This is a genomic window from Ligilactobacillus sp. MP3 (assembly GCF_024436335.1).
Classification (GTDB): Bacteria; Bacillota; Bacilli; order Lactobacillales; family Lactobacillaceae; genus Ligilactobacillus; species Ligilactobacillus salivarius.
This window is the reverse complement of record NZ_JANFQI010000001.1, coordinates 215,621-238,471: the sequence shown is the minus strand read 5'-3', so window position 1 is coordinate 238,471 and position 22,851 is coordinate 215,621. Positions and strand designations below refer to the sequence as shown.

At 33.1% G+C, this 22,851-nt stretch carries 22 protein-coding genes; 4 read left to right on the top strand and 18 right to left on the bottom strand.

Going from position 1 to position 22,851, the window contains the following annotated elements:
- Nucleotides 1-69: 69 nt before the first annotated feature.
- Both NOU10_RS01190 and NOU10_RS01185 read left to right on the top strand, forming a co-directional pair.
- Nucleotides 70-396, top strand: a complete 327-nt coding sequence (locus tag NOU10_RS01190) for a rhodanese-like domain-containing protein (RefSeq protein ID WP_161022312.1) — start codon at nucleotides 70-72, stop codon at nucleotides 394-396.
- A 605-nt stretch (nucleotides 397-1,001) separates the two neighbouring features.
- Nucleotides 1,002-1,652: a LysM domain-containing protein gene (locus tag NOU10_RS01185; protein ID WP_255905805.1), complete on the top strand. Its 651-nt coding sequence runs from the start codon at nucleotides 1,002-1,004 to the stop codon at nucleotides 1,650-1,652.
- A 65-nt stretch (nucleotides 1,653-1,717) separates the two neighbouring features.
- Here NOU10_RS01185 and NOU10_RS01180 read toward each other — a convergent pair whose 3' ends face one another.
- The 3 genes from NOU10_RS01180 to NOU10_RS01170 all read right to left on the bottom strand — a co-directional run bounded on the left by NOU10_RS01180 (nucleotide 1,718) and on the right by NOU10_RS01170 (nucleotide 3,985).
- Nucleotides 1,718-2,575 carry a metallophosphoesterase gene (locus NOU10_RS01180; protein ID WP_255905804.1) on the bottom strand — a complete coding sequence of 286 codons (858 nt, stop codon included), beginning with the start codon at nucleotides 2,573-2,575 and terminating at the stop codon, nucleotides 1,718-1,720.
- A gap of 8 nt (nucleotides 2,576-2,583) precedes the next feature.
- Nucleotides 2,584-3,363 carry a DUF4931 domain-containing protein gene (locus NOU10_RS01175; RefSeq protein ID WP_255905803.1) on the bottom strand — a complete coding sequence of 260 codons (780 nt, stop codon included), beginning with the start codon at nucleotides 3,361-3,363 and terminating at the stop codon, nucleotides 2,584-2,586.
- A 151-nt stretch (nucleotides 3,364-3,514) separates the two neighbouring features.
- Nucleotides 3,515-3,985, bottom strand: a complete 471-nt coding sequence (locus NOU10_RS01170; protein WP_255905844.1) for a hypothetical protein — start codon at nucleotides 3,983-3,985, stop codon at nucleotides 3,515-3,517.
- Nucleotides 3,986-4,137: 152 nt separating this feature from the next.
- Between NOU10_RS01170 and NOU10_RS01165 the strand changes: the two genes are divergently transcribed.
- Together NOU10_RS01165 and NOU10_RS01160 are read left to right on the top strand one after the other, a co-directional pair.
- Complete coding sequence (locus NOU10_RS01165) at nucleotides 4,138-5,124, top strand: ADP-ribosylglycohydrolase family protein (protein WP_003707562.1); 987 nt, start codon at nucleotides 4,138-4,140, stop codon at nucleotides 5,122-5,124.
- A 193-nt stretch (nucleotides 5,125-5,317) separates the two neighbouring features.
- Nucleotides 5,318-6,157, top strand: coding sequence for a YitT family protein (locus NOU10_RS01160; protein WP_255905802.1), 840 nt, complete (start codon nucleotides 5,318-5,320; stop codon nucleotides 6,155-6,157).
- A gap of 76 nt (nucleotides 6,158-6,233) precedes the next feature.
- On the opposite strand, the gene ileS is transcribed toward NOU10_RS01160, so the two are convergent.
- From ileS to mraZ, 15 genes are all read right to left on the bottom strand, one after another.
- Complete coding sequence (gene ileS, locus NOU10_RS01155; protein ID WP_255905801.1) at nucleotides 6,234-9,029, bottom strand: isoleucine--tRNA ligase; 2,796 nt, start codon at nucleotides 9,027-9,029, stop codon at nucleotides 6,234-6,236.
- A gap of 271 nt (nucleotides 9,030-9,300) precedes the next feature.
- On the bottom strand, nucleotides 9,301-10,068 hold the full coding sequence (locus NOU10_RS01150) for a DivIVA domain-containing protein (protein WP_160993836.1): 768 nt from the start codon (nucleotides 10,066-10,068) through the stop codon (nucleotides 9,301-9,303).
- 22 nt (nucleotides 10,069-10,090) lie between these two features.
- Entirely contained in the window at nucleotides 10,091-10,879 is a 789-nt protein-coding gene (locus NOU10_RS01145) for an RNA-binding protein (protein WP_255905800.1), read from the bottom strand.
- A gap of 2 nt (nucleotides 10,880-10,881) precedes the next feature.
- Nucleotides 10,882-11,139, bottom strand: a complete 258-nt coding sequence (locus NOU10_RS01140; protein ID WP_003700446.1) for a YggT family protein — start codon at nucleotides 11,137-11,139, stop codon at nucleotides 10,882-10,884.
- Nucleotides 11,140-11,166: 27 nt separating this feature from the next.
- Nucleotides 11,167-11,619 (bottom strand): cell division protein SepF, encoded by a 453-nt coding sequence (locus tag NOU10_RS01135; RefSeq protein ID WP_003703335.1) that lies wholly within the window; start codon nucleotides 11,617-11,619, stop codon nucleotides 11,167-11,169.
- Between the two features lie 24 nt (nucleotides 11,620-11,643).
- Nucleotides 11,644-12,897, bottom strand: coding sequence for a cell division protein FtsZ (ftsZ, locus tag NOU10_RS01130; RefSeq protein WP_034997999.1), 1,254 nt, complete (start codon nucleotides 12,895-12,897; stop codon nucleotides 11,644-11,646).
- Between the two features lie 25 nt (nucleotides 12,898-12,922).
- A complete protein-coding gene (gene ftsA, locus NOU10_RS01125) occupies nucleotides 12,923-14,317 on the bottom strand; it encodes a cell division protein FtsA (RefSeq protein ID WP_241690385.1) in 1,395 nt (464 codons plus the stop codon).
- Nucleotides 14,318-14,455: 138 nt separating this feature from the next.
- On the bottom strand, nucleotides 14,456-15,313 hold the full coding sequence (locus tag NOU10_RS01120) for a cell division protein FtsQ/DivIB (protein WP_098183627.1): 858 nt from the start codon (nucleotides 15,311-15,313) through the stop codon (nucleotides 14,456-14,458).
- 34 nt (nucleotides 15,314-15,347) lie between these two features.
- Nucleotides 15,348-16,445: an undecaprenyldiphospho-muramoylpentapeptide beta-N-acetylglucosaminyltransferase gene (gene murG, locus NOU10_RS01115; protein WP_255905799.1), complete on the bottom strand. Its 1,098-nt coding sequence runs from the start codon at nucleotides 16,443-16,445 to the stop codon at nucleotides 15,348-15,350.
- Complete coding sequence (murD, locus tag NOU10_RS01110; RefSeq protein WP_255905797.1) at nucleotides 16,446-17,822, bottom strand: UDP-N-acetylmuramoyl-L-alanine--D-glutamate ligase; 1,377 nt, start codon at nucleotides 17,820-17,822, stop codon at nucleotides 16,446-16,448.
- 28 nt (nucleotides 17,823-17,850) lie between these two features.
- Entirely contained in the window at nucleotides 17,851-18,819 is a 969-nt protein-coding gene (gene mraY, locus NOU10_RS01105) for a phospho-N-acetylmuramoyl-pentapeptide-transferase (protein WP_003707547.1), read from the bottom strand.
- Between the two features lie 10 nt (nucleotides 18,820-18,829).
- Nucleotides 18,830-20,986, bottom strand: coding sequence for a penicillin-binding protein (locus NOU10_RS01100; RefSeq protein ID WP_255905796.1), 2,157 nt, complete (start codon nucleotides 20,984-20,986; stop codon nucleotides 18,830-18,832).
- The gene (gene ftsL, locus NOU10_RS01095) at nucleotides 20,983-21,339 is read right to left on the bottom strand and encodes a cell division protein FtsL (protein ID WP_255905795.1); all 357 of its coding nucleotides are present in this window, start codon (nucleotides 21,337-21,339) and stop codon (nucleotides 20,983-20,985) included. Before ftsL ends, NOU10_RS01100 begins: the two co-directional genes overlap by 4 nt.
- A 20-nt stretch (nucleotides 21,340-21,359) precedes the next feature.
- Nucleotides 21,360-22,304: a 16S rRNA (cytosine(1402)-N(4))-methyltransferase RsmH gene (gene rsmH, locus NOU10_RS01090; protein ID WP_255905794.1), complete on the bottom strand. Its 945-nt coding sequence runs from the start codon at nucleotides 22,302-22,304 to the stop codon at nucleotides 21,360-21,362.
- Between the two features lie 10 nt (nucleotides 22,305-22,314).
- On the bottom strand, nucleotides 22,315-22,746 hold the full coding sequence (gene mraZ, locus NOU10_RS01085; protein ID WP_003706454.1) for a division/cell wall cluster transcriptional repressor MraZ: 432 nt from the start codon (nucleotides 22,744-22,746) through the stop codon (nucleotides 22,315-22,317).
- Nucleotides 22,747-22,851 lie beyond the last annotated feature (105 nt).

The window sequence follows — 22,851 nt, the reverse complement described above, 5'->3', positions numbered from 1 at the left end:
TTATTGTATTCTTTGCAATTTTAACTTAAAATTGTCTATTAGATATACAAATTATAAAGGTGATTAAAAATGTTTTTTACTAATTTTTTTAGTAAGACTCCTACTATTACAACTGATAAATTAGCTGAATTATTAGCTAAAAAGACTCCGATAACAGTTTTAGATGTGCGAACTCCACCCGAATTCCACACTGCACATCTACCTAATGTTAGAAATTATCCTTTAGTTCAAATTGATAGCTATTCTAATAGTAAGAAAAATAGAATATATCTTATCAGTCAATCTGGTAAACGTAGTGAAGAAGCTGCTAAGATTTTGCGAAACAAAGGATATAAAGCCATTAATGTTAAAGGTGGCTTAAATAGTTGGACTGGTAAACTAGAACATGATAAATAATTTTGGCAAGGATTCGTCCTTGCTTTTTTATTACATAAATTTCTATCTGAAGTTCCCCTAGTTAAAATTTGTCGTCTAATTATGGGAGCTTTTATTTTAAAACTTACGAAAATAATCTATTTTAATAATAATTTCAATGTATTATCTTCTTTTTTAGTTAAAAATAAAATGTTATTTTATTATTAAGGGTAAAAAAACAAGGAAAAGCCCTTCTATTTTTTATTTCAAAATAACAGTAATTTTACAAAAAAAGGTATTTTGTCCAAATTCTAGTGTTTTTCAAGAAAAATTAGCAAAAATTCCTACTTTTTATCATTAAATATTTTCTAATAAACAAAATGCTTGACAAAAAAAGCCGATTTTTGTCATATAATTTCCACTCTTGAATTGCTATTATAGCAATGTTCTTATTAAAAAATGACGATTTTATGTTTCTGAATACTACAAACTGTAATAATTATTACATTAAATCTGATTTTAGTAACCTTTCTGGAATTTCACTGTTATATTCTTTCCGTATACTTCTAACCGTTGATTCGCATAACAGGCGAATTAAGTAGATACACAAATAATAGATTTAATTTACAGGAGTGAATATTTTTTATATGAAATTCAACAAAGCTTTATTGTCAGTTACAGCCGCAGCAGGTTTACTCGCAGTTGGAACTATTGCAGCAAATGCGGACCAAGTTACCGTACAACCTGGTGACACAGTTTCTAAGATTGCTCAAGAGCACAATACAACAGTTGATAGTATCCAACAATTAAATAACTTAGCAAACGTAAACTTAATTTATGCTGGTCAAACACTTGAAGTAGGTGAAAATGGTCAAGCAACAGTTTCTGCTAATACAACTACAACAAGTACTACAACAAATAACTACCAATTACCAGCTCAAACTTATAACTATAATTACCAAGCAGCTACAACACCTAGCTATAGCTACAATAACAATAATAACTATAGCTATAACGCTAATACTAATACTCAAGCTGCTAACTCTGGTTACAACTATCAAGCTTCTGGTAGCTCAAGTGAAGAAACTGCTAAAGCATGGATTGCTAATAAGGAATCTGGTGGTAGTTATACAGCTACTAATGGTCAATACATTGGCAAGTATCAATTATCTGCATCATATTTAAATGGTGACTACTCTGCTGCTAACCAAGAAAGAGTTGCTAACCAATATGTAACATCACGTTATGGTTCATGGGTTGCTGCTCAACAATTCTGGCAATCACATGGTTGGTACTAAAATAAGACCATAATATAACAAAAGCAAGTAATTCTGGCTCTAGTCAGATTTACTTGCTTTTTTCTTTATCCTTTTTTTCGTACCTTTTCATTAAATTTTATTACATCTTTTAAGTAACCACGTTCATCATTAATTTTCTTCATCAATTCATGATCATGTGTATGTACTTTTCCTGTCACAAGTTGTAACTTATAAATGTCTAAATAAGGTAAATTAGCTAATTCAGCCCGCTTATATTCTAAATCTCTATCATAATAGACTTTTCTAAAGTTCGTTTCTTGAATTCCATGTTTATCAATTTCTAAAATCAAATATTCGGCACGCATATCTTTTTGAAATTTATCCCATGCAAAAAACGGCTGCCCTACAGACCCGGGATTTAAAACGAATTGCTCATCGCTACTATATCTCATTAGTGGGTGATGAACATGGGCATAAATAGCTAAATCAAGATTTTGATTTCCATCAAACAATTCATTGAAATTACGCTGTTTCTCAGTAGGATATAAAGCCTGTCCATAATTTAAATCAGGTAAATTGTGTGTCAATCCTATCCTAATATCTCTAACCCTTGTTTCTTCCCTTATAGGCCATTTTTTTATAGTAGACGTTACTTCATTAGCGTCTAATCTTTCAGACAATGTTTGTGCCAATTTAGAGATATAAACTAAACTTGTTCTATCAGTATCAACTACTCCTCTTAGAGCATTTAAAAACAAATCATCCCAATTTCCACGAATACATATTTCAGGATTTATCTGTTTAAATAGATCCCATAAGTCCTGAGCACCTGGTCCAGGAGAAAATAAATCTCCTAAAAACCAGTACTTATCAACCTTTTGTTTGATTGAATCTTGATAAACTGCCTCTAATGCAGTCGTATTCCCGTGCACATCTGAAAAGACGGCAATTCTTTCACCCATTTAATCACCTACTCTGCTAAAATTCTTTTTTGTAATGCTTCTGCAATTTGCATAAGACTTTCCTCATTATTAACCTGAGAAATTTGGTAACCTATGAAATATGGACTAGCTACATAACGTGGCATTATTTTACACTCAATTTTTTGATCTATATTATAGAAAAATAAATTATAGGAGTCATAGTGTCCATGATAAAAGTCATCGCTCAAAATAAATTTAACAGTTGATTGGATATAATCAGCAAAAGTTGCAACATCGCCATCTTGTGACATTTGAACATTAAACTCAACAAATCCCTTTAAAGGATGGCAAGAAATGTTAAGTTGAACATTATTTTTAGAAACGACATCTACTCCCTGGAAGTTTTTTGATGAAATATTAGCATATCCATCCTTTTTATCTAATCCTACAATTTGAAAATGCGGATGCCTCAAACTACCACCAGATCGTGGTCCAAAATTCTTATATAGCAAAACACTCTTATACTTATTTTGATTAATCATCTTTTGCCAACATTCTAAAACATATTTAATAATTTTACGATTTTCAAGTTGACTGTAATTACTTTGATCTCCAAGATGATCTTTAGATTCAATAATAATTGTCTGCATTGTATCTTGGAGTGTACGAAACTTATTTACAAGCCAGATGCAATCTCCATCCTTATCTAATATATTAGTTAAGTTCTTTCTATCACAGAAAGGGCAATAACCTTTAGGGTGTCTGATATTTTCTGGCTTTTTACGTGCAACTTGTAAATGAAAAATTAATGGCTCTTCATTACTCAATTAGTTCACGTCCTTAATAATGATTACTTTAACTATTTTAGCACAAATCCCCTACTCTCATACTAAAATTTCCTTATACTATCATTATAAGTCTATCTTTAATTAAGAACCAAAAAAGAGGATTGGAAAATTATTTTATAAAATTTTTCAATTAATCTCCTTGTAAAATACCTTGATCATACAATATCTTAATTTGATCATTATCTTTTGCTATTTTTCCAGTTGCTAGTGAGAGATACATATTTAGATTTTCAATTTGTTTACTATTTAAATATACTGACAAATGATCTCTACTCTCTGTTGGATCCCAATAAAAGTCAATTCTTAGATATTTTTTACCAGATTTACTTTTTAATACTATATCCAAATAAGGATCATCTAAAGGTTCAAAAGTATTTGCATATTCATCCGTTATCATTAATTCATCTATTCCATTTAACAGTACTGTTAGATCATCATGATACCAATCACTTAAGGGACTTCCACCTTGATAAATTTCTTCTGAATTATAAGTTCTTACACTATAAGATACTCCTATCCATTCATCATCTAATTTCCATAATCGTAAATATACATGAAACGATTTTGTTTTAAAATATATGTAAGGTAATTTTTTGTTCATCAACTTAATTCACTTCCCTACTATTTATAGCTATTATATCTTAATTTTATAAGAGTTGTCATAATTTTATAACTAATTTATGCTATACTGACTTGAAAGTTGAACATCATTTACTTTAATATTTATCTAAAATTTATTGGAGGAAGATAAAAATGACAAATAAACCTACTAATTGCTTATTAGGTGGTGCTTTAGGCGATTCATTAGGATACCCAGTGGAATTTTCTAGCTATCGAGAAATTCAACAAAATAATCCCAGTGGCATCACTTTTATTAATTTTTCTGAACCAGTTTTAATTTCAGATGACACACAAATGTCTCTATTTACAGCTTCTGCCTTATTAATATCGGATAATTATCTGACTAATCTTTGGGATTGTTATCAAGATTGGTTAGAAACTCAATGGAAAACTGACAAACAAAGTATGACCCATAAGCCTGTTAGTAAATTGGTAGATTTTCAGGAACTATTTAATTCTCGTGAACCAGGCAGGACTTGCTTAATGACACTAGCACAACAAAAACCAGGAAATTTACAACATCCAATTAATAATAGCAAAGGATGTGGTGGTATTATGCGTGTAGCTCCAATTGGATTTATTGATGAAGATGAAAATATAATTGCTCAACTTGGAGCTGAAAGCTCTGCTTTGACTCATGGTCATCCACTAAGTAGTCTTTCTTCTGCTTATTTAGCAGTACTTATTCATCGTTTACTTACATCTAATATTTCTCCCCAACTTGTATTAGATACTCTTAATTTTATAAAGTCAAAATTCAGTACTATGGATTATTTATCCGATTTTACAGAAATAATTAAATTAGCAACAAATTTAAGTCAAACACCAGATAGCGATTTTATAAATTTTCAACGCTTAGGAAAGGGATGGGTTGCTGAAGAAACACTAGCTATTGCCCTCTATTGTTCTTTGAAATATCAAAAAGATCCATGCCGTGCTATCGAAATTTCTGTTAACCATGATGGAGATTCTGATTCAACCGGTTCAATAACCGGACAAATTGTGGGTGTTCAACAAAGTAACTCACTCTGGCTTCCAGCTTCTTATCTAAATAAATTAGAATTACGAGATGTAATTATATCTCTTGGTAAAAAATTAAGTCAAAAATTCAATGCATGATAACATATAAAATATATTTTTTATCCTATTATTATATATATTCTTCTCCCCATAATCTTAATTTTTTTATAAAATTATACTAAAAATATTACTTATTATTATTACTTTCTTTACATAAAATCAACTTTATTGTTATGATAATTATAATAATAAAATCATAGTTTGAACTACTATCAAACGAAAGGATGTTTAGATGACAAGAAATATACGTAGATATCGCTGGGGACGTTGGCTAGTATTTCTAGTTGCTCTAGAAATTATTACTTTAAGTATTAACTTCTTTTATGCTCCAATTGATATCGCAGCCGGAGGAACGACTGGAATTGCCATCTTAGTAGAGGCTGTTTGGCATGTAGAACGACCTTTAACAGTTTTAATCTGTAATCTAGCTATGATTGGCTTAGCTTGGATTTTTTTAGAAAGAAAAGTTGTTAAAAATATTACTTTAGGTAGTTTATTGTTACCTGTATTTATGCAATTAACTCCTAGTTTCCAGGTTACTGATAATGAATTATTAGCTGTTATTATTGGTGGTGGCTTGATGGGCTTCGGAGTTTCACTTCTTTATCGAATCAATGCTTCAAGTGGAGGGACAACTGTTCCACCAATGATTTTGAAGAAATACTTTTATCTGGATTCAGCCCTAACATTAATGTTTATCGACTTACTTGTTATTTTTATGAATATATTTGTTGCTGGACCCAATGCTTTCTTTTTAGCAGCCTTTTCTCAAGTTATAACTGCCTTAGTTATGCGTTATTCCGAGGCAGGCTTTGACTTAAAATACCAAGTTCAAATTTTAAGTAACGATTTGCTTGATGAAATTAAAGAAACTCTTCTAAAAGATAATAGTAGTCTGACTCTTTATGATGTAGTTGGTGGTTATAGTCAAACACAAAAGCAACAAATTTTATTAATCGTAGATCGCCAAGATTACGGTTATTTAATTGCTAAAATTCATGAAATTGATCCAGAAGCTTTTATTGTTACATCTAATGTAACTAAAGTTCATGGTGGTAAATGGGGATTATAGCTTTCTCATACCTTTGTATGTAAAAAAGAGATTCAAAGAAAATTTATCTTTGAATCTCTTTTAACTATTAATTAAATTATTCTAAACCTTCTGTTAAAGCTTCAGGATAGTTTTCACGAACAATTTCAGCACAACTTGCACATAGTGTTGGTAAGTCAGCATCACTACCGATATCTGTCTTGATCATACGACAACGAGGACAAACTTCACCTTCAGCATGTTCAACTACAACAGCATATTCATCATTGAACTTCAAAGCATTTTCTGGTGCTTCAGATAATGGATGAACATCTAATGCAGAAACAATCAATGCTTGGCGAACATTAGCATTTAATGCATCTAAATCAGCTTGTACACCATTAGATACATATAAGTCTACATGTGCTTCGAAGGACTTACCGATTAATTTTTCATTTCTTGCTTCTTCAAGAGCTTTAAATACACCTGAACGTAAATTCATGAATCTATTCCATAAATCAACGAGTTTTTCTTCATTATTGAAATGTTTAACTTCAGGCATTTCGGATAATTGTGCGTATTCTTCGTCTTCCTTCAAATACTTCCAAATTTCTTCTGTTGTATGAGGTAAAATTGGAGTCATTAACTTAGTTAGACGTACTACTACATCATACAATACTGTTTGCATTGAACGACGTTTCTTGCTATCAGGAGCTTCAATATAAACAACATCCTTAGCAACGTCCATATAGAATGCGGAAAGATCTGTTGTAATGAAGTTAATTAACTTCTTGTAAATTTCCATAAATTCATAGTTTGCATATGCATCTAGAATTTCCTTAGTAAATTTGTTTACAAGAACTGTCATGTATTTATCAATGGATTCCATTTCATCGAAAGCAACAGCATCTTTAGCAGGATCAAAATCTGTTGTATTTGCAAGTAAGAAACGAACTGTGTTTCTAAATTTACGGTAACTTTCAGCGATTTGTTGGAAACTTTCCATAGATACACGAACGTCAGCAGATGTATCAACACTCAATACCCATAGACGGATAATTTCAGCACCCATCTTATCGATAACTTCACTAGGAACAATTGTGTTACCCAATGATTTACTCATTTTACGTCCCTTACCATCAAGTGTAAATCCTTGAGAAAGAATTTGCTTGTATGGTGCATGGCCAGAGTAAGCAACAGATGTAATCAAACTAGAGTTGAACCAACCACGGTATTGGTCAGAACCTTCCAAGTATAGATCAGCTGGGTATGTCAAGTAATCACGTTCAGCACATACACCTTGATGTGAGGAACCAGAATCGAACCAAACATCCATGATATCTGTTTCCTTAGTAAATTTACCATTTGGAGAATGTTCACTTGTAAAGCCTTCAGGTAACAAGTCCTTAGCTTCACGTTGGAACCAAATATTTGAGCCGTGTTCTTCAACTAATTTTGCAACATGTTCGATTGTTTCCTTAGTCATGATAGCTTCACCATCTTCACCGTAGAAGATTGGCAATGGAACACCCCAAACTCTTTGACGGGAAATTACCCAGTCACCACGATCACGAATCATGTTGTAAAGACGTTTTTGACCCCAATCTGGGAAAAATTGAACTTCATTAATTGCACCTAAAATTTGGTCACGAATCTTATCAACAGAAGCAAACCATTGTGGTGTAGCACGGAAGATAATAGGTTTCTTTGTACGCCAGTCAAATGGGTAACTATGTTCGTAATCCATTTGTTTCAAAAGTACACCAGCTTCTTCCAATTTCTTCAAAGAAACTTCATTTGCGTCTTCATAGAATAAACCTGCAAAATCTTCACCAGTATCTTCTGTCATATATCCCTTATCATCAACAGGAACATATACATCCAAACCATACTTAACACCAATATTAAAGTCATCTTCACCAAAGCCAGGAGCTGTATGGACAAGACCTGTACCAGCATCAGTTGTAACGAAGTCGCCTAACATAGTTACAAGTTTTCTTTCTGGATAGAATGGGTGTTGACATAAAACATTTTCTAATTCTGCACCCTTAACAGTTTTTACAATCTTAACATCATTCCAACCAAATAATTCAGCATCAGCATTTACTAAATCAGCAGCTAAAACATACTTACGTTCATCATCGTCATGTTGTACAACTGCGTAGTCGAATGTAGCATCAATTGTAATACCTTCAGAAGCAGGAATAGTCCATGGTGTTGTAGTCCAAACAACCATATATGTATTTTCATCTAATACACCTTTACCATCAACAACTTGTTCACCGTAGAATGCAGATGGTGATGTTACATCATGATATTCAACTTCAGCTTCAGCAAGAGCTGATTCAGATGACCATGACCAAAATACTGGCTTTTTACCTTTATAAATTAAGCCCTTTTCTGCCATCTTACCAAAGACACGAATTTGTTGTGCTTCATATTCTGGTTTCAACGTTAAATATGGGTTATCCCATTCACCAGCAACACCTAAACGCTTAAAGTCTTTTCTTTGCTTATCAACTTGTTCTAAAGCATATTGACGACACATTTCTCTGAATTCAGCTACAGATAATGCTTTACGATCAACACCAGCTTTTTTCAATTGTTGTTCAATTGGTAAACCGTGTGTATCCCAACCTGGTACATAAGGTGCGCGGAATCCCATCATTGATTTAGAACGAACGATGAAATCCTTAGAAATCTTGTTCATTGCGTGACCCATATGAATATTACCGTTAGCATATGGAGGTCCATCATGTAACACAAAACTTGGTTTTCCTTCGTTTAATTTTTGTCTTTGTTCATAAACTTTATTTTCTTCCCATTCATTTTGTCTTTCAACTTCGCGAACAGGTAAATTACCACGCATTGGGAATTTTGTCTTACCCAAATTTAAAGTATCTTTGATTTTCATAAGATCCATCCTTTCTCTCTCAGTTAAAAATTGGAAACAAAAAAATCCCATCCAGCAAGGGACGAGATTTCCGTGGTACCACCCAAATTTTAACTATCATTAATTAGTAGTTTCTTTAGTCATCATTAACGCGATGAAACGACTTACCCTACTATTATTTCAGGAAAGTATTTGAAAGATGATAAAAATCATATCAGGGATATATCGAACTTTCACCGACCATCGACTCGCTGCCTATATAATATGATTTTCGCGTTCTTTCAGAAATAAATTAATCTTCAGGAGCAAAGTGCTTTCCTTGAGGTTGATCATCATCAGGGAAAATAACAACAGTTTCATTTGTTTGTTGAGAAACTGATTCTTCTTGAGGTTGTTCTGGGACATCTTGAGTAACAACATCAGCTGGTGCATCAATTTGGCCTGGAACAATTACCTCTGCTCCATCACTACTTGCGTCTGATTGTACTTCATTTTGACCAAAATTGTCAAGTGAATCATCATGACGAATTGCATCTTGAATTTCTTCAAAACTACTTACATCGCCTTGCTTGAGAATTTCATCCCAGTCACTACCCTTAATTACTTCAAGTTGTGATTCCATCATTACTTGAAGTCTTTGGCGGAAGATACGAGCTTGTTTTCTCAAATCATCAGTTTCAATTGCAATCTTCTTAGCTTTTTTAGAAGCTTCATCAATGATGTGTTTTGCCTTAGCATTAGCTTGATCAATAATATCTTGACCTTGCTTTTGTGCTTCATGATTAATGATTTCAGCTTCTTTTTGTGAGTTTGCCTTAACTTTATCAGCAGCTTCTTGAGCCACAATAATTGATTGATTCAATGAATCTTTTAAATCATTGAAATATTTCAATTTTTCTTTATTTTGTTGCAAACTATCTGCTAATCTGTCATTTTCTTTTAAAGTATTTTCATAGTCTTTAATAATTTGATCTAAGAAATCATTAACTTCATCTTGATCATAGCCACGTAATTTTACATGAAATTCTTTATTATGAATATCTAAAGGGGTCAAAGCCATCCCCAACACCTCCAAAAACGTATCAGTTATTCTTCTCCAATACAGAAACTCTAATTCTTAATTTATCCTTACGAGTTACACCTAATAGGTCATCGATCCTAAGTCTACCATAACCACGAATCGATAATATATCTCCATACTTAACTTCATAGTCTGGTCTAGCAACAGTCATCCAATTTAACTGTACTTTTTCAGCTTTAATTAAATTCTTGCTACTTTCCCTTGATATGTTGAACGTAACACTAACTAAACTATCTATTCTTAGAGAAGAAGATGTTACCATTTTTTCTTGCCAATTTAACTCTGGAACTACAATTTCATCGAGTGGTGCATCTTCAAGTCTAACTTTAATCTTACCCACTCTATCAATTTGCAATCTGAAGTAGTCACTTACTTCTTTTTCACAAAGAAATTGCCAAGTATCACTTTGTTCTATTATATCACCAATTACTTCTCTATCTAACCCACTATTAGCTAAAGTTCCTAAAATTTGTCCATGAGTTAACGATGTAAATTTCACAGGATATTTAATAATAATTAATTCTAAATTAAAATCATCATCCCGTACCTCGTAATAACTTGGGTAAAATATTGCTCGTTTTCTTTCAGCATTTTCATAACCACCACTAAAAGAAACTTTTACATCTTGATTTTTGTGTATCAACGACTGAGCAATATATTGTTCCCTTGGATTCAGGAAATGCGTTAATATTGGTCGATATTCGTTTTCTGCCTGCATAATGTAATCAGACAATTGTGAAATTAATGGTTCTTCATCTTTTCTAAAATGCTGCAAAATGTTACTATCCATGATTAATAAAGTCCTAACAGTCCAAGTATAAAGTCTACACCCCATTCAACAGGTTGTAGAACAATTAACGCTACTACTGGTGCAAAACTCAAGCCAGCAATTGGGGGAATGAAGTTAAACAAACTTAAATATGGTTCAACTATCTTTCCTAACCATTGACCTAACTTAGTTTGATATGCACCTGGAAACCATGACATTAATACATAAATTAAGATTAATGTCGAATACAGATTAAAAATTCTATCAACTAAAAATATCAATTAATTACTCCTAACCTATACCTAATATCATCTACCTGTAAGATTAGACAAATCTCCTTCGATCTTAAAATTTTTAGGGGTGCACAAGAATATTTTTTCACCTATTCTTTGCATGTCACCATTAACAGCAAAAATTAAGCCCGAAAGAAAATCTATTACACGATGAATTTGATTTTCATCCATTTTTCTAAAATTAACAATCACAGCTCTACCATTTAAAATCATCTTACCGATATTCTTAACGTCTGAAAAAACACTTGGATCAAAGACCATGATCTTTTGTTCTCTTTGAACTGTTGTACTATTGTTTTTAGAACTCATCAAAGACATCACCTGTCTATTATTATCTTTTTCTGGTTCAGAAGCTCTATTAACATCAGTATTAGTACTGACTGCTTGTTTGCTATCAGTAACTTCCTCGTAATACTCTTCTTCTGGAACTCCATTGAACCAATTACTTAGCTTTTCACTTAATGACATCTTAACACTCCTTCAAAGGAAATCTTAACGACGACGGCGACGTAAGAATGGTGGTGTATTTAAAGAATCATCGTTGCTATCATCTGCATCTGAATCAGCTTGGAACACATCGAAATCTTTCTTTTCAACGTTTTGGAAATCATTTCCACGTTCATTTTGTGTAGCTTGACGAGGATTATTCATTTCACGACTTAAATCCCAATCACCTAATGGATCTCCTTGACTTCTAGTTGTTGTTTCATTCACACCAGTTGTTGAATGATTAATACCTGTATTGTTAAGTGGATTACTCATTCTTGTACGCTTTGGTGCTTCTTTTTTCTTTTTATCAATACCAGTTGCAATAACTGTTACGATAACTGAATCTTCAAGTTCTTCATTGATAGAAGTACCGAAAATAATGTTAATATCACTTGTAGCAGCTTGAGCCACAATATCTGAAGCATCTTGTGCTTCAAATAAACTTAGGTCTGGACCACCTGTGATGTTAAGTAAAACTTGTTCTGCACCGTCAATTGATACTTCCAATAAAGGTGAAGAAATAGCTTTCTTTGTAGCTTCTGCTGTTCTATTTTCTCCGTTAGCAGTACCAATACCCATTAAAGCAGAACCTTGATTTTGCATAACAGTCTTAACATCAGCAAAGTCCAAGTTAACGTAACCAGGTGATGTAATTAAATCAGAAATACCTTGTACACCTTGACGTAATACGTTATCTGCTTCTTGGAATGCTTGTAACATTGGTGTCTTCTTATCTACGATTTCTAATAAGCGGTTGTTAGCGATGATAACTAAAGTATCAACGTGTTCTTTCATTTGTGCTACACCTTCAGCAGCAAATCTTGCACGCTTTGGTCCTTCAAAACTGAATGGGCGTGTAACAACACCAACTGTTAAAGCACCTTGTTCTTTAGCAATCTTTGCAATAATAGGAGCAGCACCTGTACCTGTACCGCCACCCATACCAGCAGTAACAAAAATCATATCTGCACCAGAAAGAGCTTCAGCAATTGCTTCTTCACTTTCTTGAGCAGCTTTACTACCGATTTCAGGATTGGAACCTGCACCTAATCCACGTGTTAATTTAGGCCCTAATTGAATTTTTGTTTCAGCGTTTGAATGTTGTAAAGCTTGAACATCAGTATTAGCTACAATAAACTCAACACCTTTAACATCATCAGCAATCATACGGTTAACAGCGTTACCACCTGCACCACCAACACCGATTACTTTTATATTTGCGCCTGTATTTTGACTTGAATCTAATGAATATTCCATTGCCATTCTTTTACCCTCCAATTAATTAGTCAAAGAAAGATTCCATAAAATTCTTAGCTTTCGACAATATACCATTTTTCTTTTTATTTTGCTTATGCTTAGGTTGTGTTTCTTGTAAGTCTTGAGGTTCAACATCTGCAGTTTCTACATAATCATCCATATAATCATTAGATACAGCTGTTGTATCAAAATTATTACTAATCATGCTATCAGCATATGGAATAGTATCTGCTGTTATATCAATTGTATTTCCTTCCAAACTACCTTTAACTAAGCGTTCAATATCACTCATTTTAGTTACATAGTTTACTAATCCTATCACTTGAGAGAATGATGGGAAACGTAAATTCATTTCTTGTGGAATATAAATTTTAACGCTTACTCCAAAAATTTCTTCTGCTAATTCTCTAATTCCTGGTAAAGCAGCCATTCCACCAGTTAAAATTATTCCACCCGGTAATTGAAAAGCATTAACATCGTTTAAAGAACGATTTATCTTTTCAAACACCTGTCTCATACGAGCTTCTATAATTTCAGCCAAATATTCTTCTGATACTTGTTCAGGTTCTTGTTTCCCTACAACTTGTACAGGAAATACATCTTCAGAAGATGCTTGATTAGCCATTGCAAAACCATAAGTACGCTTCAAACTTTCGGCATTCTCAATGGAAGTGTTAAGAACTACCGAAATATCTCTAGTGACATAATCGCCACCTTCTTGGTCTACATATGTATACTTTAATTTATGGTCGTGAATTACAGCTGCGGTTGTTTGTCCACCACCCATATCAATTAAAATAGATCCAAAATCTTGTTCTGCATCAGACATTGCTAATCTAGCAGTAGCCAATGGAGCTACAACAGTTGCTTTAACTTTTAAGCCTGCTTTTTGTATGCATTTCTTGATATTATGTAAAATAGTCTTAGGACCCGTATACATAACAGCGTGCATCTCCATACGAACCCCCATCATACCACGGGGATCTTTAATTCCATCGAAACCATCTACAATAAATTCATCTGGAATGATATCAATAACATCACGTTCAGGAGGAAGATTTTGTACCAAAGCAGCTTGTGTTACTTTATATACGTCATTCTTCGTAATTTCTTGTGAGTTACCATTTTCATCACTGACGGAAACCATACCATGACATTTTTCAATTTGTAGCAAATTAGCAGGTATTCCAACTGTTACTTCAGAAATATCCAAGTTAGCTTTTTTTTCAGCTTGATTAACAGCATCTCTTATTGTTGCAACAACTTGATCAATATCTACAATTACACCACGATTTAAGCCAGCAGATTTTGTATTACCGTAACCAATGATATTTGCTTGTCCTTTCACATGTTCTGCGATGATGACTTTTATTGAAGTCGTTCCGATGTCCAATCCCACATATATTTCAGAATTATCCATCATTTTGACCTCCTCTTACACTCAAATTTTAAGCTATAATTTTTGTCTATTTTTATTTATATTTAGTCAATATATAAATTTTACCACATTAAGCAATAGATGTGTACTTTACTTTGTTAAACATTTGAAACAACTTTATTACTTATTATCATAAGGATAAGCATATGCACCCACTTCTAGATCAATCACACCTTTTTTACCTAGAGCTTTAGCCATGCTTGGATAATAACTCATTTTTGTTGCTAAAGTATCTATACTTCCTATTACTTCATTTCCATCATTCATCACTAATCTCACTCGTTTAGGGTTTACCTTTGTTGGACTAGAATGTATTTCAGAAATTCCAAATCTTACTTTTTTAGGCATCTCTCCTACCTGTTGTGCTGCTTCATGTAATAAAGTTTTCTTTTTGAAATCAAGAAATAATGGGTAATTTCCATTGGTTGCCTTTTGACCTACATTCAATTCACGTCCATTTGAAGTTAACTTGTAATAAGTATTCTTTCTTTGAATATATCCGACAATATCATATTCAGTAACTTTAAACTTAACGACGTTTTTTTCCAAAGAGATATTAACATCTTTAACAGTTGCTACATCATTTTTTATACGTTGACTAATCAAAAATTTAGTAGGCACAACCGCGAATAAAGATTCGTTCTTTTTCACTTGACTGGCCTCTATAATAGCAGTTTTTGTTTGGCTATCTGTACCTTCTATCTCTATATTACTCACTCTACTAACTGGAAGGATTGCGTATAAAGATATTACTGCACTAATTCCAAAAATTGATGCTAGAGTTATTACTCGCTTTTGGAGTCTTTTCTTTCTAAGACCGTTAAATTTAACTAAATTGCTACTTATCAAGATTTTTTTAGATTTCTTTTGTTTTTTCTCTATATTTTCTTCTCGCAACAATTGCTGTCTTTCCCAAGGCGTAAGTTCTTCATTATCTCTCATGGCTTTATTTTTAGAATCTTTTCGTTTACCAAACACGCAATCACCTCCTTTACTTTAATATCTTGAATAATTATTTATGCATTATGTCTTCTAGTACTTTGATTACTTGGTTAGCTGCATCTGGAATTCCAGCTTCCTTAGCATTTTTACCCATTTGTAATCTTTTATCGGAATCATTCATAATTTCATCGATATTTTTAACTAAAGTATCCGCAGTTAAATCTTTCTCTTTAATCATCAATGCTGCATCTTTATTAACTAAACTCATCGCATTCTTTGTTTGATGATCATTTGTTACATATGGACTTGGAATTAGAATAGTAGGAATTCCTAAAGCCGTAATTTCCGCTAAACTTGTTGCACCAGCACGACCAACAATACTTGCAACTTCAGGTAAAATTGCTGGCATATCAGCAATATAAGGCTCTATTCTAACATTATCTGGTAAATTTTTAGCTTCATCTTTAGCCATTATTTTATCATAGTGAACTTTACCAGTAACAAATAAAACTTGATATTCTTTTTTAGCAAACTGTGGAATTGCCTTTAGAGTAGCAGCATTAATTCCTTCTGCTCCTCGAGAACCACCAAAAATCATAACTGTTGGTAAATCTTTTCTCAGCTTGTATTCTTTCTCTAATCTACCTGTATCTTTCATACCAGCAACTTGTTGGGCTCTAGGATTACCAGTAAAAACAACTTTAGATGCTGGAAAATCTTTTCTAGCATCTTCAAAGCATATTCCTACCTTATCTACAAAGTGACTTAAAAATTTATTCGTTACGCCAGCAACGCTATTTTGCTCATGAACAAAAGTTGGAATTTTCATCCTAGCTGCAGCATATACAACCGCACCACAAACATAGCCACCTGTTCCTACAACAACATCTGGTTTGAAATCACGAATAATTTTCTTACAATCATGCACACTCTTTAAAAAGAGATATACTGTTTTAAAATTTTCCAAAGATAAAGAGCGTTTGAAACCTTGAATCTTAATTGTCTTCAATGGAACTCCTGCTGAAGGAACAATACGACTTTCTAACCCCTTATGAGTTCCAACATATAAAATTTCTGAATCTGGTTCTATTTGCTTAATAGCTTCTATCAATGCTAGTGCTGGATAGATATGGCCTCCTGTTCCACCACCAGAAATTAATAATCGCATTTATTTTTCCTCCAACTCTTTTGTCAATTTTTCTACAGCTTCAATAAATTTATCCCCACGTACTTCAAATGTTGGCCATTGATCCCAACTAGCACAAGCTGGAGATAGTAAGATAACATCGCCTTCATTACTTACTTTATAAGCTTCAGGGACTGCAGAAACTGCATCTTTAGTTTTAATAATCTTTTCAACACCAGCTTCTTTACCAGCCTTTGCCATCAGATCAGCTGTTTCACCAAATACAATCATTGCATGAACTTTATTCTTCAATGAAGGTTCTAATTTTTCAAATGTAAATCCTCTATCTAATCCACCAGCTAATAATACTACTGGATTATTGAAACCAGCTAATGCTTTTTCAGTCGCTTCCATATTAGTAGCCTTAGAATCATTATAGAATTTTCTACCATTTAGAGTTGTTACATATTGCGTACGATGACGTACACCTGAGAATGTTGTTAAAACTTCTTTAATATCTTCATTTGATTTACCAAATATCTTTGCAACAGCAATAGCAGCTAATGCATTTTCTACATTATGAGTACCAGGTACTTTAATATCATCAACTGGCATTATTTTATCTTCTTTATAGAATAGATATCCATCTGCCACATAGGCGCCGTCCGTAGATTTACCTAGACGAGAAAATGGAACAATTTTTGCTTTAGAACGTTGACTTAACTCTTGCCATTCTTCGTTATCCCAATTTACCACAAAGTAATCATCTTCTGTTTGATTCATAACGATACGCATCTTAGCATTAACATAATTTTCTCTTGTACCATGATAATCAATATGTGCTTCATATATGTTTGTTAATACAGCAACTTTAGGATGATATTCTGTAATTCCTAATAATTGGAAACTAGATAATTCTGTAACAATTGTATCTTTACTTGTTGCTTCTTGTGCTACTTGACTAGCAGGAACACCTATATTACCAGCAACGTAAGCCTTACCTTCAGTTTGACCTTGATTTAGCATCAAAGAAATCATTGTTGTAGTTGTTGTCTTACCATTTGTACCTGTTACTCCTACAAATCTTGCATCACTAATTTCAAAAGCTAGTTCAGGTTCAGTAATTATCTTTATTCCCTTATCTTTAGCACCACTAACTAAAACATTTGTGTATGGTATACCAGGATTTTTAACCATTAAATCAATATTCTCTAATAATTCTAAAGGATGACTACCAGTAATAACTTCAATTCCTTCATTTTTTAGTTCATTTACTTGAGTTAAATCAGATGGTGTATTTTTATCATTTACAGTAACTTCTGCACCTAACTTTTTCAGTAACTTAGCTGCATTCACACCACTCTTACCTAATCCTAATACTAATACTTTTTTTCCACGATATTTCTCTATCATTTTCATAATACAAGACTTCCTTAATGCTTAATTTTTATAGAATAAACGCTAATGCGATTGCTGAACAAACAATTCCTATACACCAAAAAGTAATATCAATTCTCCATTCACTCCAGCCACACATTTCAAAGTGATGATGAATTGGACTCATTTTAAAAATTCTTTTGCCAGTTAACTTGAATGAGGCAACTTGTAAAATTACACTTGCTGTTTCCATAACAAAGACGAAACCTATAACTAATAAAGCTAATTCATGATGTGTCATTAAAGAAACGGCAGCCAACGCACCACCTAGCGCTAATGAACCCATATCACCCATGAAAATTTTAGCTGGTTTATGATTAAAGATAATAAAGCCAAGTAATGCACCAATTACTGTAGCACAAAATAGTAATACATCAAATTGGCCTTGATAATAAGCTATAATTCCATAGGTTGCAAAAGCTATTATTGCCTGTCCTGAAACTAGTCCGTCAATTCCATCAGTTAAGTTCACTGCATTAGAAAAACCTACTAACCAGAAAATAGCAAATAGTGTATACAACACTAATCCTAAATGTAATTCATGTCCAAATAACGCTAAAGATAATGGAAGTTTTTCATGCACAAAAACAAATACGAAAAGAAGTGCACCTACTACTTGGCCAAGAAATTTTTGCCAAGCTTTCAAACCTTCATTCTGTTTCTTCCATAATTTAATAGAATCATCCCAGAAACCTAAAAAGCCATATAAAACTAAGATAAAGGTGATTATTAATAATTTAGCATGTAAATTTTTAGTTAATAGTCCAAAAACCAAAACAACTGCAAGAATTGCTAGGTTAAAAACAAATCCACCCATTGTTGGTGTACCAGATTTTTTCTGATGCCATTTTGGACCTTCTTCACGAATCATTTGTCCTTCTTTTCTTTTTCTAAAGTAGCTGATGAACATTGGTACAAAAATCACTGTCAAAATAAATGCACATACAGCCGGTGCTATAATCAATAACATTGAATTCATTTTCTCTCTCCTATTTTAATTTTACTTCAACTATATCAGATTTCTTAAGTGCTCCTCCAGCCGCTATACTTTGGTAGTATGCATAACCAGATCCAGTATAATTAACTGTAATTCCAGTTAAATCAGCCAGTTTAGCAATATCATTTCTTGACCATCCATTTATGTCTGGCATAGTTTTCGTTCCATTTGTCAATAATAATACTTTTTCTCCAGAAATAACAGTCTGATCTCCCTCGACTGATTGTTTCTCTACTTTATCACCACTACCAACTACAACAGGTACCAAGCCTTGTTTTGAAATTTTATCTTTAGCATCATCAACTGAGTTTCCAACAACATTTTCGACTTTAACTGTACCAGAATTAGTATTGTTTACTTGACTTGAATCTAAAACTTTTTTCATAATTGGGTTGAAAATAGTTGATAGATTCTTAGTAGCATCATTAATTCCAAATGATTTTGGTTGTTTTACAGTCAAATACATAATATATCTTGGATTATCGGCAGGCGCCATTCCTACAACTGAGAGGATATGATTAGAACTACCGCTCAAATAACCTGTTCCGTTTGAATTAGCGATTTCGGCAGTTCCTGTTTTAGCTGCTATCTTATAGCCATCAATTGCATAATCTTGTCCAAGACCTTTTTCGTCATAGACAACAGCTTCCATCATATCTAAAACTTTCTTACTTGTTTTTGCAGTAATTGGTTTACCGACCACTTGTGTTTTTGATTTATAAACTGTTTTTCCTGTATTAGGATCAACTATTTTATCTACCAAGCGTGGCTTAACCATCTTACCCTTATTAGCAATTGCAGAAAAAGCCTGCATCATTTGAATAACAGTAACATCTATCGCTTGACCATAAGCCGTATTAGCTTGATCAAATGCATATGTGTAATTGATATTACCACTAGATTCTGCACCTAAACCTGCACCTACTGGGCGAAGTAAACCAAATTTTCTAATATAACTCATCCAGGTTTTCTTACCCATTTTTTGTTCAAGTTGAGCCATTACAGCATTAGATGAACGCATAAAGCCTTCTTTAACTGTAATATTGCCCCATCCAGAACGATTCCAGTCGTTCACTGTAGATCCATCAATCACATATGGTCCAGATCTATAAGTTGCATTTGAATCATAATTTCCACTATTAATTGCAGATGCAACTGTCAAAACTTTTATAGCCGATCCTGGTTCGTATGCATCCTCTAACAGTGTATTTCTCCAAACATTTGTTAAACCTTCTTTTGTTTGAGCATCAAATGTCGGACGTTGGCTAGCTGCTACTATCTTACCAGTATGTGAATCCATAACAACCGCATTAATTGATGCAGCCTTAAATTTCTTTTGCTTTTGTGTAAGTAAATTTTCTAAGGCAGTTTGAATCTTAGGATCCAATGTTGTATAGATGTCATCGCCATTTTGAACGCTTCGTTTCTTTTTAGAAGATCCCGGCAACTGAACACCGTAACTATCTGTAGCAGTATTATTTATTCCATCGCGACCAGATAATTGTTTATTAAATACTTTTTCTAGTCCCATAATACCTACTAGCTTTTTATCCTCCGATTCAGCTAACCCTATCAAATGTGAAGCAAAAACACCATTAGGATATAACCTAGACTGTGATGGTGTAAATTTTATACCTGTTAAATGATAAGAATCTATCTTTTTCTTAGTTTCAAGAGAGATATTCTTACCAACATTTCCCAATTCAACTTGATAAGTATTCTTATCTTTAGGATTCAAAATTTGTAATACTCTTTTATAACTAATATTTAAATTATCACTTAAAACTTTAGCAGCTTTCTTCTTTTGGGAATCCGGTAAATATTCTTTTTTTCCATAAGCAACTGCACTTTTAGAGAGAACTATATATATTGAGTAAGTAGTCGTATCCTCAGCAATTGGTTGATTAGCTGCATCATATATTGTTCCACGTTTCGCTTTTATCTCAGTTTTACTTGCGTATAGCTGTTGTGTACTCTTATTTAGATCCACACCATATATTTTATGTCCTACAGCTACACGAAAAAAACGTCCGATAAAAACAATAAAAACGATAAGAACAATAAAAAATATTCCCCTCCCAAAATACTTTCGATTGTACATCATCCTTTGTTGTCTTTCTTTTATAGGACGTTTATTATTTGTGTTCATTTAGTAACATTCCTTGTATTCTTTGTATTCATCTTTAAACCACTATCTTTAGCTATTTTGCTTAGACGAGAGTTACTTGATAACTCACTAATTTCCTGTTTCATATTAGTATTAGAACCTTGGATTTTTGTAATTTTGCTTGTTGTATCTTGTAAATTCAACTGTGCATTTGTTAATTTAACATTTGCTGAAATTACCATGGTAGTCATAACTCCTATCCATACCATTGATCCAGCAAACAATTTCATCATCTTACTTCTGTAAGGAGATGATTGAACTATGTATTTTTTCTCAGGCTCGTTATTATGTACTATTCTTGGTTGTTGGTTAAGTTTACGAGCTGTTTGTTCCATAACGACCACTTCCTACTACACTACAATTTTTCAATTATTCTTAATTTAGCCGAGTGAGCACGATTATTGTGTGTAATCTCATCTTCACTTGGTACTATCGGCTTTCTTGTAATCAGTTTGTACTCAACTTTTTGGCTATCCGGAATTACTGGTAATCCGGGAGGTAATTCTGGTAAACTTGTCTTCTGCTTAAACATTACCTTAACTAATCGATCCTCCAATGATTGGAAGGTAATTACACTAATACGACCGCCAGGATTTAATAAATCTAAAGCTTGCTCCAAAGATTCTTCCAATGCACCTAATTCATCATTAACTGCAATCCTAATTGCCTGGAATGTTTTTTTAGCTGGATGTCCACCTTTTCTACGGGCCTTAGCCGGAATAACTTCTTTAATAAGATCAACCAGTTGACCAGTTGTCTCAATTGGTGTTTGCTGTCTAACTTTCTCAATTCTACGAGCAATTGACTTAGCAAATTTTTCTTCACCGTAACGGAAGAAAATTCTCACTAATTGTTCATAACTCCAGTCATTTACCACATCTCTAGCTGTTAATGATTGACTTTGATCCATTCTCATATCTAGAGGAGCATCATAGTTATAACTAAAACCACGATCTGCATTGTCGAACTGCGGCGATGAGACACCCAAGTCATAGAGAATTCCATCTACTCCCAAAATATTTCTTTTATTTAACTCTTCAGAAATATTTCTAAAATTACTTTTGATAAAGTTAATCTTTCCCAGTTCATTTTCTTCTTTAAACTTATCCTTATTAAAATTAATAGCTGTTATATCTTGGTCAAATGAATATAATTTCCCATTTTCTGATAACTTACTTAGTATCAAACCACTATGACCGCCACCACCCAAGGTACAATCAACGTAAGTTCCATCTGGCTTAATATTCAGACCATCTACAGCTTCATTTAATAATACTGTAATATGCTTAAATTCAGCCATATATCCTCCTCTAAAGATCAAAATCAATCATATTTTCTGCTATATCATCAAAGTTTTCTTCTGCCTCATCAGCAAAAGCATCCCATCTATCTTCGCTCCAGATTTCAAAACGATTAGATACCCCTACGACAACACACTTTTTTTGTAAGGCGGCATGTGTACGTAAAGATTTAGGAATATTTATTCTACCCTGCTTATCAATTTCACATTCAGTTGCAGCTGAATAGAAAAAACGAACGAAAGCACGGGCGTCTTTCTTTGTAAGTGGTAATTTTTGTAATTTAGTTTCTAGAATGTTCCATTCTTCTTGAGTATATCCAAATAAGCACCCGTCCATTCCACGTGTTACAACAAAGGAATCCCCTAATTGTTCGCGAAATTTGGCGGGTACGATCAATCTTCCTTTGGCGTCAATCGTATGTCTATACTCTCCCATGAACATTCTACTTCACCACCTTACATAACACCATATTTATAGTACCACAATTCCCCACTTCTAACCATATAATTTCCCCTAAAAACCACTTAATAATTATTAATTTTTGAT